Genomic DNA, 12,905 nt, shown 5'->3' on the forward strand with positions numbered 1-12,905 from the left:
AGACCGTCGAGCGCCACTGTGAGTTCGTCAGGCATTGGGCGGCGGAAAACATTCGCGCAATTTGTGATTTGATATAGTGAGAACGGTTCCCCCGAGGATCTCCCTCAGATTTTCGATAAAGCCTTTCACTCCCAGATATGGGCGAGCCCTGCCTCGCAGTGGGCGTTTTGTGGCGCCCGCTGCTCTCACCTTGGGCTACCCCTCAACCGCGCTCTATCCGTCGAGCAGGACAAGCTCAAATGCGCGGATTCTCTCGGGTCGCCGCCGCCCACTCCCCGGTATAACCGAAGGTCGGATCCTCGGGCGGCACGTTAGCGACCACGCACTCGGTAGTCATGAGCGCACCCGCCGTTAAGGTTGCGTGCTGCAGAGCAAGACGCGTAACCCGTAACGGATCAATCACGCCAGCCTCGAAGAGATTGCCAAACCGGCAGGTCCTCGCGTCAAGCCCCCAATGTTCATCGTCCGACGCCAGCGTCCGTGACGTCACGGCATAAGCATCCTCTCCTGCATTATGAGCAATCAAACGCGCCGGCTCGCCCACCGCATCCGCAATGATTTGAATGCCATGTTTGACCGCGATATCCGTCGACGAAAGCGCGCGCAGGGCTTTCCGGCAGCGAAGAAGCCCGACGCCGCCACCCGGCAGACCGCCCTCGGCAAGCGCGGCGGACACGGAATTTCGGGCATTCTCTACGCGCTGCAGGCGCTCCTTCATCTCCGCCTCGCTGCCGCCGCCCACGTTGATGGTCGCCGTGACATTCGAGAGATTGGCGATCCGTTCCTGGAGTTCATCGAGGTCATGAAGCTTGCCCGTCGGAGAGCCCTTGTCGCTGCTCCGCAGTCGATCCGTCTCTAGCCGCAACCCATACAGTCTCTCGGCAACCACGCTGGGATCGCCGGCGCCGCCGAATAAGTTGGTCGTATCCTCGCCGACTTGAACGCGTCGCGCGCGACCGAGATCGGCGAGCTTTACTCGGCCAAGGTCGTCTCCATTTTCTTCCAATATGGCGCGGCCTCCGAGTAAGCAAGCGAGGTCGGCGAGGGTTTCCTTGCGACGATCTCCCTGGGCAGGGGGTTTCACCGCAACGGCTTTCAGGACGCAGCGGACATGATTGAGCAAAATCCCTGCGAGGGCCGCGTCTTCGACGGCTTCGGCGATGATCAGGAGCGATCCTTCGGCCTGCCGCACCTGGTCCAAAATCGGAATCAACTCTTCGAAATGTTTGATCGGTCGATCGTAAAGGAGCACATAAGCATCCGTCAGCTCCGCGATCCTGCGCGTCTTGTCCGTGATGAAATAAGGCGAAAGCCAGCCTTGCTCCCAATGCGCGCCTTCCTGAAACTCGATTTCATCTTCAAGTCCGTTGCCGAGGTTGATGTTGATGACGCCCTCACGGCCAACCGCGCTGAAGGCGGAGGCCAGGAGCTTTCCGACCGATGCGTCGCCGTTCGACGCGGTCGCGCCGATCTGAACAATCGAACGCTCGTCGGCGCAACTCTGCGCCCGCCTCTCCATGTCCTCAATCGCGGCTCGCGTAGCAAGCTCCAAGCCGGTCCGCAGGCCATTCGGATTGAGCCCGGAACTCATCGCCCTCAACACCTGCCGAGCGATGTAGCGCGCGAGAACGATCGTCGTTGTGGTTCCGTCACCGCACTGCTTCGAAACCTTTCCGGCCATTTCGGTAAACATGTTGATTCCGGCGCTTTCGAAACGGTCATCCACCGCGATCGATCGCGCCACCGTAACGCCGTCCTTGGTGACAAGCGGCTGGATTCCAGAGGTGCGATGCTCGATGATGACGTTGCGGCCGCGCGGTCCGAGCGTGACTTGCACCGCATCAGCCAGAAGATTTGCGCCCGCCAGCATCTTGCGACGCCCCGTGTCGCCATAGCGAATATCTTTTGCCATTGTTTCCTCCCTTGAGACGCCTATCGCGTCCTCGTCAGTCGCTTATGTTCTTGCTTATTGCGCGCGCTGATTATAGGCGTGCAATACGCCGCGCGCGTTTCGACCGATTACGCGCCAAACGTTTCTGAACCGATCGAAGAGCCATCTCAGACGAAGCGAGCTCATCGAAGCGCGAGACCGTGTTCATCAATCAAAGCGGTTTACGCGGTCCCCGCGCCGGCCTCGCTGGAGCCGTCCCGGCGGGTGCTGTAGAATGCTGGCTTCGAATCATATAGGCGCGCCCAGCAGCGACTCGTCGTTCGCGCGAGCGCTCGAGACGATGCCAGATCCAAATCAACTTCTTGTCGTCCCAATCCATGTAACGCTTGATATCTTCTTCGTCGGCGGGATCGAGCTGCTTTGTCCAGAGCTGCTCGAGTTCCTCGACGCGCTCATCACCGATGAGGGCGCGCAGAGTCGCTTCTTCAATTTCCAGTTCGTGGATTGTGGCTTCGGCGCCTTTTGCCATTTCGGCGAGAAACTGTTCGATCTCGTCGTCCATTTTTCTCCCCTTACTTCGGCGTTGGCGCCGACGTCATTTGCGCAAACCGAGGCGCGCCATCTTGTGGTACAAAGTCGCTCGCGTTATCCCGAGTTGTCGCGCTGATTCGGAAATGTTTCCTGCCGTCTTGGCAAGCGCCGAGCGGATAGCATCCGCCTCCCAATCGGCGAGCGCCTTGCTCTCAGGCGAGGGTCGCCATTTGGCGTATGACGACAGCCCTGCTTCACCCTCCTCCTCGGCTTGAGCGGAATCGCTCATTTCCCTTAGAAAATCATTCGGCAGGTCGGAAACGAGCGTCTCGGGACCTGAAGTCATGGCCAAACACGAACGCAAGACATTGCGCAATTCGCGAATATTGCCCGGCCAAGGATGACGCTCGAAAATGTCCCATACCTCGGCACTCAAAGCCTTGTGTTCATCGACGTATTGCGCCTTCACCTCCTGCTCCCACAAATGCTCGATCAGACCGAGTTTATCGGGACGCTCCCGCAGAGGCGGCAGCCAGAATTGGGCGCCGTTCAACCGATAGTAGAGGTCGCGGCGAAACGCCCCTTTTCTCACGCAATCGGGAAGATCGCTGTTGGTCGCGGCGATGACTTGAACGTCAACCGTCACTGGTCTTGAGCCGCCGACGGGGACGATCTCCGAACTATCGAGCGCACAAAGAAGCGCAGTCTGGAGATCGAGAGCCATGTCGCCGATTTCATCGAGGAACAGAACGCCCGTATGCGCCTCAACGAATTTGCCAGTCTTGCCGCCGGTGCGGGCGCCTGTGAAGCTTCCGGGTACATAGCCAAAAAGCTCGCTGGAAATGAGATCTCGCGGGATCGCCGCGCAGTTGACAAGCACCAGAGGCCGGCCTTTGCGCACGCCCTCCGCGTGAATTCTGCGCACCAGATGGTCTTTGCCGACGCCGGATTCGCCGGTGATCAGCATCGGTATCTTCTGCTTTTGAAGATTGACCGCCTTCTGCAGCGCTGCCTCGAGGACGGCGTCGCGCCACGGCTCCGCGTTCGCGGCCTTGCCCCTGCGGCCAAGAACAAGACCTGCCGCGGCGCGGCCTGTTTCCTTTAGCGCAGAGCTCCGGCTGGGCTGAACGACGTCTTTCTCAGGACGACGCCTGACGATTAATTCCGCCTTGAGGCGCCAGCCATCAGGTATCTCGAGTTCGATCGGTTCGCCACGGCTCGCGCAGGCTCGCAAATCGCCGATAGCAACTCCGAGCAGCGTCTCCACTTTTTTGGAGAGGATGTTCGAATGGCATTCGGCGCGCAATAGGTTGAGCCCTGTCCGAGTCGCGCCGACGATCCTGCCTTCTTCATCAAGCGAGATGAGGCCGTCGAGCAAACAATCTTGTCCGGTCAAGCCGGCGCCGATGTTGTTCAGGCGCATCCTCAGCATGAAAGCGCCAGGCGCCTGGCATTCGAACAAATTCGTCTCGATCAGATAGCCGGCGATGCGCACGAAACCGAGAAGCGTTTGTGCCGACGAACGCTGGTCCGTGATGAGCCCGAGCAGGGCGACCAATCCGCCGTCATGGGCGAAAAGCGGATGGCCCACAGTTGCGAAAGGGTGAAGAACGGAAGAAAAATGCTCCTTCCCATCGAAGGCAACGGGCTCGCGCAAGACAGCCGCTGTTCCTAACCCGTTGTTGCCGATGATGAGTTCATTCCAGCTCTCGCCGAGCCGAACTAAGCGACGGCCCATGGGGCCAAGATTAGAGCCGGCGTCCAAGGCGTGAATGAGCGTGCCGGCGCTATCGGCCAAAAGGAGACTGACGCTCGTGTCCCGCAGCACCGGCTGCAGGTTGAACGCCATCGTCGCCAGCGCCGTCCTGACGTCGAGATTGGTCGCCGGCGCGGTGCGTCCGCCGTTTTCGAAATCCATGATCGCATGCGGGCGCAGAAGACTGGTTCGCGGCGAGAGCCGATATTCTTCGATGCATCGGTACCAAGCTTCCGATACTTGCGGACGCACCCAGTCGTCGCCCTCGGGCGGCTGACCGGTCTGCATCATCCAGTCCCACGCCACCCCCGGCCGGTCGACGCCGAACAGTCCAGCGTCCTGCTCCGGCGCTTCAACATCCTGCGGTTTTAACTGATTTGGCATCTGGACGACGGAGTACATAGCACCACCACCACACTATGAGGCAAACGCCTCTGAAAACCTCCCTACTCTGCGGCCTGACTTTGTCCAGTTGCAAGGAACTTTTCCACGTAGACGTGATCTTTCGGCACGCCATGATTTGCTGCAGCTGCGAAGGTCGCATCGATCATCCCCGGCGGCCCGCACATATAAATATCCGGCGTGGATTTCGATCCTTTCAGATGTCTCAATAAATCATCGACGACGGTGCCCTTGCTCCCCTGCCAATCCGGCTCAGGCTGCATGACGGCGACGTGCGCGCTGAAGTTCGGCATCGCCGCCTCGAGCTTCTTCAGCTCGTCGATATAGAACAATTCATGCTGATGCGTGACGCCGAAGAAGAGCTTCGTCTCCTGCGGGTGCTGCTCCTGCTGCATGTATCGAATCATCGACAGAACCGGTGACAGGCCTGTCCCGCCGGCGACGAAGTAGCGTGGCCTGAAGCCATTCTCGCGCAGGTTGAATACGCCGAAGGGACCTTCCAGTTTGACCGCGAGCCCCGGCTTTGCCTCATTCGACAGAAAATTCGAAAATCGACCGTCCGGCAAGAGACGAATCAGAAAATCAAGACGTGGCTCAACGCTGGTCGTCGCCATAGAGTAGGATCTCCTGACGCCAGCGCCGGGGATTTCTATATCGAGATATTGTCCCGGCACGAATGGAATTTTGATAGCCTCGCCCGTTAGAGGGTCTTTGGGCTCAATCTGCAGCCTCGCGACATTCGAGGAAATCCGCTCAACGGCGACGATCTCGCCACGCCAATCCGTGTTGATCTTTTGGAACGAAATACGATCATGCGTGTAGGGCAACTGAATGACGAGATCGCTTCTGGGGAAGGTTCGGCAAAGGAGCACGACGCCAGATTCTTCCTCATCTGGCGGCAATGCTTGAACGCTACAGTTGCCGAGCTCGTAATCACCGTCGAGCACATCCGCTTTGCATGTGGCGCAGCCGCCTTCACGGCAGGAGGCGAGCAAAATGACATCTCTCTTCAAGCCTCCCGATATGACGTCCTCACTCGGCGAACATTCAAATGTGAGCTCTTGTTGGTCTTCTGTTATGGCGCGCACTTTAAACATAATTTCCTTCCCCAAGTGCCTTATTGAAAGCTCGCAATTCGCGAATTGATCCCCGACCGAAGTTTGAACGATTTCCGGGGTGAGAGCCGCCGTCCCCCAGCGCTGCCAACAGAGAGCGCGCAGCGCGAGAACGGTGCGATCCGCGCTGGAGAGAATAAGCCCGACCTTCCCGGCTTGACGCAATCCACGCCGAGCCTGCTCTTTCTTCCGCAGCGCTAATTCCGCGCATCGTCCTTATCGGACTGACGCAGATCACTGCGCCGATAAAACGAAATGACGTGACCGACCGCTTCCCGAGAAGAAGACTCGCTGAGAGAACATCCCTCTTGGACGAATTCATCGTCCCTATGGATCTCCCACCGCCACACGCATTCGAGATCCTGGACAAACGCCCGATATCGGCCTTCCCTGAAGATTTCGATGCGTGTTCCTAGTTCTGCGAACCGGACCCGATCAACTAGCGATGGGTTCAACGCATCTTCTTCTTTATGATCAAAGTCCAATGTCGCAGTCATCACGAAACGCGCTCCTCGATCTAGTCCGGGCGACGACGAGATAAGTTGTCGACGCCCGGAAACTCATGACATTGTCACGCCGCGTCGCCGAGGCTCAGCACCTTTACGCCGCGCTTTTTACGCAACTCCTCGAGGGAGTCGGCGTAATAGTCGGTATTGCGTAATTCCATCAGCCGGCTGCCAAGGTAAGCGTCGACCTTGAAAAACACATTCACCGGGAGCACGGGCGGCTTGTAGAGTTGGCGGAAGGTAATCAGGATTTTTTCCGCGGCAAATTTGCACTTTTCCGCATCGATTTTCGCAATCCAGGCGTCGGCGACAGCCTGAGCCGCCTCGCCAGTCGTCGCCTTCGCGACGAGGTCCGCCGCAGACAGAGTCGAGGCCTTCAGAACGGCAAGCCGCTCCTCGATTTTCGCCTCAATAAAGAGGTAATCGACGTCGAGCGCGTAGCTCGTGCGGAAGGGGGACGTGTATTTCTTGCGAAAGTCCTGGATGAATGCTGTTGCGTCCTTCACGGACTTCAGCTCTGCGATTTTTTCCAGCCACTCCGACCGCGGGGGATTTTCATGAATTTTGTAGTTAGGCATTTTTTGATTCCTCCCTTTCGATCGCTCAAACGTCAGTGAGCTTGCGATCAAGACCCATCAGTTCGGATGTGATCGTGAAGGTGTTTCCAAGCGTGTAGGCGCGTCCGATGGTCGACGAGACATTCACGAGAAAATCGTAGATGCTGTACGTCTTGCCGAGGAGGTCGCTGGCCTTCTCCGTGTCGATCTGGATCTTGCCGTCGGCCTTGATCCACCAGAAGCCGCCACGGTCTTCAACGACCAGGGTCGGATTGCGTTTAGTCTCTTCGCCGAGAATGATGTCTTCCACGATCGCATCGATCTCGTCGCTTTTCATGAGCACGAGAACGACTGTGTTGGATTCGTGCACGACCTGGTTTTCCTCGGCGAAGAATTCCGCCGCAAAAGCCTCGCCGGATTTCTTCATAATGCCGGCATTATATGCGTTCTTTGCTGTCACTTTATTCCCCCCTTCACTTAACGTCGCGAGTGATGCTGGCGATGAGCTTATCGGCGTCGACCTTAAAGTCGATTTTCTTCGCGTAATCCTCGACCCAATCATTGACGACCCGCGCGACCGCCGCTTTGATGGCCGATGCGTCGCTGACGCCTGTGACTTTGTCGACCTTCGCATAAATTCCGAGGAAGTCATGTAGAGCTTCGGCGGTTTTCTGCAGCCACTTGTTGGTCCAGGCGCGGTACCATGTCCTGTTGTGGTCGCCGAATTCGGGATCGTCTCCTAGGGAGTAGAAGAATAGATCGCTCATCGCGGCTTTGGTTGTCTGGAAATAGGTCTGCGTCTGATTGAGGAAGAACGGCGTGAGGCCGTCGCCATAATGAGCTGCGAGCCGACCGAAGAATTCGCGTCTCGCGAACTGACCGAATAGCGGATCGTAGACGCCATGCACGGCCCAGAGAATCTCGTTGAAGTCCTGGATGCCCTGCCAGAACTCCTCAACCGTCTCGCGGGCGCCCCGATAGATCGGATCGGTGAGCCAGATTTTCTTCGGGCCTTCGGTCGATTCCGGGAATCCAGGAACGATCTTCGACAGGAAGTTGCGCTCCAGCTGAATCATCTGAGCGTTATCAACCTTGTCGAGAGCGGCGAAAGTCGCCGTGGAACGGATCGTGTCGGAAAGCGTATCTCGTGACACAGACGAATGCGCGTTGAACATCCCATATTCGCTGAACAGCAAGGCGCCCCAATATTTATCCAGGATTCCGTCGCGCCATTTCGGATCGAGGGAACGCACGGCGCCTTCGGCCGAATATCCCTCGAGGAAACGGGTCGTGTAGCGCCACTCTTCGGCCTTGTCCTTGACATAAGGCGCATGCCAGCGCCGAGCGGGATCGCGGTGACGATACCAATCGGTTGTCCGAAGCTCCGTGCTTTCGTTGCCCCAAGAAGGCCGGCCGCCATGAAATTTTTGCGTCCAATCGCCCCAATCGAGACCGCCGGCGATCCAATCCGGATTCGGTTGCGTGTAAAGCGTCAAAATCTCGTATTCGCTGAGCCGCTTCCAGCGCGGCGTCACGAAATAATTCATCCGGCGCTGCGAATCGAGTTCGTGATCAGGCACTGCTGCGATAATCTGTGCGGCCTTATCAGGATCCGTTAGCCCGCGCTTGGTCGTCGAGGCGATAGCCATAGATGGTTTCCTCCATTGATGTTGTTTCATGGCCTGAGGGGCCAAATTTTTGAAAACTGATTGAAGCCGCCGGACCAGTCGAGGACCGATCCGACGAGAATGTTGTCAGAACCCGGCGAGGGGATCGGCGAAGACACAATTGGCGCGCTTCAGATCCTCGACTGTCCACAATTTGTCGCCGCGAACATGCGGCTGCCCGATCAACGTCTTGCCGTCGGCGCGAACGCCGTGTCCTTCAAGGACCACATCCGATAGCTCGCGGCCGCTGTATTGTTCGAAGACGCTCTGGCATTCATAGCGCTCGGGTTCCGCCAACCACATCCGCTCGCCCCAATCATCGCTGAAGGAGTGCTTCTGACCGTTGAACTCGTGCACTCTGAGTGATCCCGAACACTTTGCGAGGGTCGGGCAGAACGGCACTTGCGACACGCGATCGACATAGACCTGGTGGCCATTCTGGATCAGCCATTGAATCGGAACGAATCCGCTCGTGGGGTCCTCGCAGCCGAGCGCCTTCCACTCGCGCAGAATCTTGCCGTAGTGCGCGTCCCATCCTGGATAGTTCGACTCGAACCATTCCATGTCTTCTTCATCCGGCAGCGAGAGCCGGAAGAAGCCGGTCGGCCACAAGGCGTAGGCCAAAAGGAAGAGATCGTGATGCGCCCAATAGGCGTCCTTTTTGGCGTCGCGCAGGCTCGGCGGTGAGTTGACGCCGTACTTTGCGAGACGGCCGATCCAGATGCCGCCCCAATCCTCGTAGACCCAACGATTCCAGGTCTTGACCCAGGGCTCGACCTTGAACTTCGACCCATATTCGAAGAGCATGCCCAGCACGGGCGTGAAGTACTTCTGCTGGGTCCAGAATGCGTTGTTGAGATCGGTGTTCAGATATTTCTGGGCGGCCGGATCGTTGGCGATCGAAACGACTGTCTGGTAGCCGTTCGCCATATGACGGAGTTCGTCGGTTTCGATCGACAGAAATACGGTTGGCGTGATTTCATCGCCGTTCGCTGACGCCCACTCAGTGATGGCGACGATCAACGGGTTAGTGAAGCAAGCTTCACCAACCAGTTGGAGATTGACCGAACATTCGACCGCATCGCCGGAGATGAAGCCGTCAGCGAAGACGCGCTTCATTCCCTTCCAAAGCGGTCCGATTGCGCGGGTGCGGCGCGCGTCATTATGGCCTGCGGGGTCATGGTAATGCTTGGAGAAATAATAGTTCACGAAGCCGCATTGATGGGTATGACGGATCTCATCAAGGACCTGTGCGAGGTAACCATTCTTTTGCTCGGCCGCGCTCGCCGAATCCCACAACATCGCGGACGCCGCTATAGCGTTGTATTCGCCAACTTCGAGGAAATTCGACGCGACTTTCATCGTCTCACCCCAGCGCGGATGCACCCGGCTGCCGGCTTCGAGGCGCGTCAGGCCGTCGAGCAAGGTGCCGAACTGACGCTCGTCCTTGACCGACTCCATTCGCGCATATTCTTTGGCGATGAGCTTGAACTGCTCCTTTGTGTCGTTCGCCATATGATATTTGGTGGGATATTTCGTCCGGTTTTGAGCGAAATCCCAGTTGAAGCTCTGCAGCCACCTATGCACTTCCTGGGGACTTACACTTGTCGGCGCCCGGTTGGCTCCGAGTGCGTCCGACGCTGCTTTCGTCGCGGTGCTTAATGCCATATGTCTCCTCCTTGGTGCTCACATTGAACGCCGGCTGAGCTTCAGCCAGCGACCTTAAGCTGCGGCGCCTTATCGATCGAGCTCCTCAGTCGGCTCGATGTGGCGTTATCCTTCAGCAAGTGTGGCGCCGCGCTTCGGCCGCCGATCATCATTTTTGAAAAAAGTCGAAATATCAGAGACATGCAGCATAGAGCACAATCACATTCCATTACCGTAATGCAGATTATTTGGATTATTCTAATCCAGGCGGGTGTGCGCAAATTTGACACTGATCAAAAGTAACAAGCACAGCTTTGGCTTCACCAGAGAATCCTGGTTTAGAATTTTATGTACATGCGAAGACATCATCCTTTCTCAACCGGCGTGATCCGCATTGGGGTGAAGCCATTCTCGTGAAGTTGCGCTCGTAGCGCTCGTCCGGCGATGGTATGAATGCTTGCGTTGTAGAGCCGCCCGTCCTGGAAGTCCCGGTTGCGTGGCCGAGCGATAGCGGCTGGAAACCTGTTGCGCCAGTGGACGCCAAGGCTCCTGTCCGTCGTCCCGCAAAGGCGGACAGATGATCTTCATTTGTAAAACATTTGGAGAACTGACAAACTAGCTATAATAGCATTTATGCTGGTTCTGCGAGCCTCTCAGCAAAGCGCTGTATGGAATTTATACAGTGTATAGATTCCATACAGATCGATTATCCCTCGATATGTTTGGTTCAGGCCTGTGCGGGCTGTCTCATTCAGGAGGCAAGCTGCAAGCCGAACGCGCGCCTTGGGTTTTTCAGAAATCCGATTTGGATAAATTCCATACAGTATCCATTTTGAACTGTATGTATTTTGTACACAATATGAGATCTACAGCCCCTATCCGCCATTTCGACTCTAGCTTGATACAGCGAAGGGTCGCTCGCCGCCGTTTAGGCGACTTCTAACGACTGGCGTTTAACCTCGGATCACGCTACGCTTGACCCGAGGATCTGGCATGCGTGCTTCGGCGGCGGTTATTCTGTTGATGATATGGTGCTTGCCGGCCAGTGCGCTGTCGCCTTCCGTGAGCTACGCCGATGCGGAACGCGCCTTTAGTCAGCTTGCGATCGGCGAGCGGTTTCTGTTCAAAGTCTTGCTGACAACGGCGGGTTATTGGCCCGCAGTCGCCGACGCCGATTTCAGCCGCGGACTTTTTGACGCGACGACGCATTATCAAGCCGACAATGGGCTTCCCGCAACAGGCGTCATCGATAAGGAGCTTCTGGCGAGGCTCTATCGGAATGGCGCGCCTCTTCTGAAGGTGTGGGGTTTCCAGCAGGTTGCGCACCCTTACCGCGGTCACCCGATCTGGGTTCCAATGGGGCTTGGCTTGGTGGCGGAGCGAGATAAGAATGGCCTCACATGGAGGGACCCGGAAAAGCGCGTATGGGTGACATATGATTGGCTCCCAGGGGTCAATCTCGCAGCTGCCTATAATGCTGTTCTCGCCAAAGTCGTTGCTGACGGCGGACAAATCTCGTTCCAAATGTTGAAGAGCGACTATTTCGTCGTCTCATCGGCTACAAACGGCCTCGATAGCTATATCCGCTGCCAGAGTGATCGTCCCGACGCCCTCTGGCTGTCGATTTTCTGGCTGCATGATGCATCTGATCTTCACATGGAGCGCGCGGCGACTCTGATGTCCGGTTCGTTCGCGAGCGCGATGAGCGGAGCGCCGTTCGCCAACATTCCCCAGCTACCGCCATGATCCGCGTCGGATCCCGACACGGAGCCCGTCAGCCAACCGCCAGCACCAGGCGCAGCCGCGCCGCAGACTCGGGAGCAGAGGTAAAGTGGGGAAGTCTCAGGCACAGGCTGCTTCGCGAGTCCTGACGGGTACGACTTAACCAACGCTCATCACAACCCTCCGCGTCTTCGAAATCAACGCGCCGCCGCGAAGGCCAATCTCATCGCTCGTGACGCCGCCAATGATCTCGCGAGGCCGGCCGAAGGGCGCTCCCGAGGCGATCGCGCCGGTCCTGCCTCATGAGGTTCGCGCGACGGTTCGCAATCATCTCGCCGGAAAGATCGAGCAGTGGTTCTTTCAGACCGAGGGCTACGGCGTCGTCTTCATCGTGAACGCGACCAGCACTGCGGAAGCGCACGAACTCCTGGAGAAACTTCCTCTGGGCGTCGGCGGCATGATGGAATTCCAGCTGATCGGTCTCGGGCCGCTCGCGCCGCTCGCCATGCTGATCGGAGAGCCTCCCCGCTCGTGATGCTGGATTCAGCACGACCGTTTTTGAGAAAGGCCGCATGGCCGGGACTGGCTGTAACGGGCGCAGAGCAGACAAAGGTTGCGCGCGCTCATGCGCCAAACTGGCCATCCCAGCGGCTTTACTTCCGCCGATAGCAAGGCAATATGGGCCCCACAGCGGAAATGTTCGATATGTTCATCAAACGGTCACTTGTGCAGGCGGTGGCCGGCGGCGTCCTTGTGCCGGCCTTTTTGCTCTTCCCTCCGCTCGAAGCATTCGCGAAGCCGACACGGCTCGACTGCACACTGACGAGCGCAGGAACCGACGGTAAAGACACAAGCCGCCAAGCAAGCGTCACATTCGATGAGGAAGCAAACACGCTTGTCTTCGACGCAGGGTCCCAACGCCGTGATTTGGGCAAAGTAACGATTAGTACGATCACGATCGACGGTTATACCGACGATCTGAGCATTGGCATAGACAGGTCGTCGTGGCACATCGTCGTCCAAACTTATGCGCAAGACCATGTCCGCGCGGAGTTTGGCGTCTGCAAGCCGGCCGCGGCGCCGGCGCATTGAGGGCAAGAACCTGCTGTGC

At 57.5% G+C, this 12,905-nt stretch carries 12 protein-coding genes; 3 read left to right on the top strand and 9 right to left on the bottom strand.

The window, feature by feature from the left end; translation table 11 throughout:
• Positions 1 to 235: 235 nt before the first annotated feature.
• The 9 genes from SIN04_RS09505 to mmoX all read right to left on the bottom strand — a co-directional run bounded on the left by SIN04_RS09505 (position 236) and on the right by mmoX (position 10,093).
• Positions 236 to 1,912: an Hsp60 family chaperonin gene (locus SIN04_RS09505; RefSeq protein ID WP_134488625.1), complete on the bottom strand. Its 1,677-nt coding sequence runs from the start codon at positions 1,910 to 1,912 to the stop codon at positions 236 to 238.
• Positions 1,913 to 2,102: 190 nt separating this feature from the next.
• Positions 2,103 to 2,453 (bottom strand): hypothetical protein, encoded by a 351-nt coding sequence (locus tag SIN04_RS09510; protein ID WP_134488627.1) that lies wholly within the window; start codon positions 2,451 to 2,453, stop codon positions 2,103 to 2,105.
• A 33-nt stretch (positions 2,454 to 2,486) separates the two neighbouring features.
• Positions 2,487 to 4,580, bottom strand: coding sequence for a sigma-54-dependent Fis family transcriptional regulator (locus tag SIN04_RS09515; RefSeq protein WP_341264397.1), 2,094 nt, complete (start codon positions 4,578 to 4,580; stop codon positions 2,487 to 2,489).
• Between the two features lie 44 nt (positions 4,581 to 4,624).
• On the bottom strand, positions 4,625 to 5,677 hold the full coding sequence (gene mmoC, locus SIN04_RS09520) for an aromatic/alkene monooxygenase hydroxylase FAD-binding subunit MmoC (protein WP_134488629.1): 1,053 nt from the start codon (positions 5,675 to 5,677) through the stop codon (positions 4,625 to 4,627).
• Between the two features lie 215 nt (positions 5,678 to 5,892).
• The gene (mmoD, locus tag SIN04_RS09525; protein ID WP_134488631.1) at positions 5,893 to 6,192 is read right to left on the bottom strand and encodes a soluble methane monooxygenase-binding protein MmoD; all 300 of its coding nucleotides are present in this window, start codon (positions 6,190 to 6,192) and stop codon (positions 5,893 to 5,895) included.
• A gap of 74 nt (positions 6,193 to 6,266) precedes the next feature.
• Positions 6,267 to 6,779, bottom strand: coding sequence for an aromatic/alkene monooxygenase hydroxylase subunit gamma (mmoZ, locus tag SIN04_RS09530; RefSeq protein ID WP_134488633.1), 513 nt, complete (start codon positions 6,777 to 6,779; stop codon positions 6,267 to 6,269).
• Positions 6,780 to 6,804: 25 nt separating this feature from the next.
• Positions 6,805 to 7,218 carry a methane monooxygenase regulator MmoB gene (gene mmoB, locus SIN04_RS09535; RefSeq protein ID WP_197731958.1) on the bottom strand — a complete coding sequence of 138 codons (414 nt, stop codon included), beginning with the start codon at positions 7,216 to 7,218 and terminating at the stop codon, positions 6,805 to 6,807.
• Positions 7,219 to 7,231: 13 nt separating this feature from the next.
• Positions 7,232 to 8,407, bottom strand: coding sequence for an aromatic/alkene monooxygenase hydroxylase subunit beta (gene mmoY, locus SIN04_RS09540; RefSeq protein WP_134488635.1), 1,176 nt, complete (start codon positions 8,405 to 8,407; stop codon positions 7,232 to 7,234).
• A 105-nt stretch (positions 8,408 to 8,512) separates the two neighbouring features.
• Positions 8,513 to 10,093 (bottom strand): aromatic/alkene monooxygenase hydroxylase subunit alpha, encoded by a 1,581-nt coding sequence (gene mmoX / locus SIN04_RS09545; RefSeq protein ID WP_134488637.1) that lies wholly within the window; start codon positions 10,091 to 10,093, stop codon positions 8,513 to 8,515.
• Between the two features lie 972 nt (positions 10,094 to 11,065).
• Here mmoX and SIN04_RS09550 point away from each other — a divergent pair.
• The 3 genes from SIN04_RS09550 (at position 11,066) to SIN04_RS09560 (ending at position 12,886) form a co-directional block, all read left to right on the top strand.
• The gene (locus SIN04_RS09550) at positions 11,066 to 11,818 is read left to right on the top strand and encodes a peptidoglycan-binding domain-containing protein (protein ID WP_134488639.1); all 753 of its coding nucleotides are present in this window, start codon (positions 11,066 to 11,068) and stop codon (positions 11,816 to 11,818) included.
• A 220-nt stretch (positions 11,819 to 12,038) separates the two neighbouring features.
• Complete coding sequence (locus SIN04_RS09555; protein ID WP_244605751.1) at positions 12,039 to 12,329, top strand: hypothetical protein; 291 nt, start codon at positions 12,039 to 12,041, stop codon at positions 12,327 to 12,329.
• Between the two features lie 143 nt (positions 12,330 to 12,472).
• Positions 12,473 to 12,886 (top strand): hypothetical protein, encoded by a 414-nt coding sequence (locus SIN04_RS09560; RefSeq protein WP_134488642.1) that lies wholly within the window; start codon positions 12,473 to 12,475, stop codon positions 12,884 to 12,886.
• Positions 12,887 to 12,905 lie beyond the last annotated feature (19 nt).

The sequence above is a fragment of the Methylocella tundrae genome (assembly GCF_038024855.1).
GTDB lineage: Bacteria > Pseudomonadota > Alphaproteobacteria > Rhizobiales > Beijerinckiaceae > Methylocapsa > Methylocapsa tundrae.

What these genes read in the sequence shown, in the direction of transcription:
- mmoD (WP_134488631.1), bottom strand. Translation starts at nt 6,192, where the DNA reads ATGACTGCGACATTGGACTTTGATCATAAAGAAGAAGATGCGTTGAAC.
- mmoX (WP_134488637.1), bottom strand. Translation starts at nt 10,093, where the DNA reads ATGGCATTAAGCACCGCGACGAAAGCAGCGTCGGACGCACTCGGAGCC.
- mmoY (WP_134488635.1), bottom strand. Translation starts at nt 8,407, where the DNA reads ATGGCTATCGCCTCGACGACCAAGCGCGGGCTAACGGATCCTGATAAG.
- SIN04_RS09555 (WP_244605751.1), top strand. Translation starts at nt 12,039, where the DNA reads ATGATCTCGCGAGGCCGGCCGAAGGGCGCTCCCGAGGCGATCGCGCCG.
- mmoZ (WP_134488633.1), bottom strand. Translation starts at nt 6,779, where the DNA reads ATGCCTAACTACAAAATTCATGAAAATCCCCCGCGGTCGGAGTGGCTG.
- SIN04_RS09560 (WP_134488642.1), top strand. Translation starts at nt 12,473, where the DNA reads ATGGGCCCCACAGCGGAAATGTTCGATATGTTCATCAAACGGTCACTT.
- SIN04_RS09550 (WP_134488639.1), top strand. Translation starts at nt 11,066, where the DNA reads ATGCGTGCTTCGGCGGCGGTTATTCTGTTGATGATATGGTGCTTGCCG.
- SIN04_RS09515 (WP_341264397.1), bottom strand. Translation starts at nt 4,580, where the DNA reads ATGTACTCCGTCGTCCAGATGCCAAATCAGTTAAAACCGCAGGATGTT.
- mmoC (WP_134488629.1), bottom strand. Translation starts at nt 5,677, where the DNA reads ATGTTTAAAGTGCGCGCCATAACAGAAGACCAACAAGAGCTCACATTT.
- SIN04_RS09505 (WP_134488625.1), bottom strand. Translation starts at nt 1,912, where the DNA reads ATGGCAAAAGATATTCGCTATGGCGACACGGGGCGTCGCAAGATGCTG.
- SIN04_RS09510 (WP_134488627.1), bottom strand. Translation starts at nt 2,453, where the DNA reads ATGGACGACGAGATCGAACAGTTTCTCGCCGAAATGGCAAAAGGCGCC.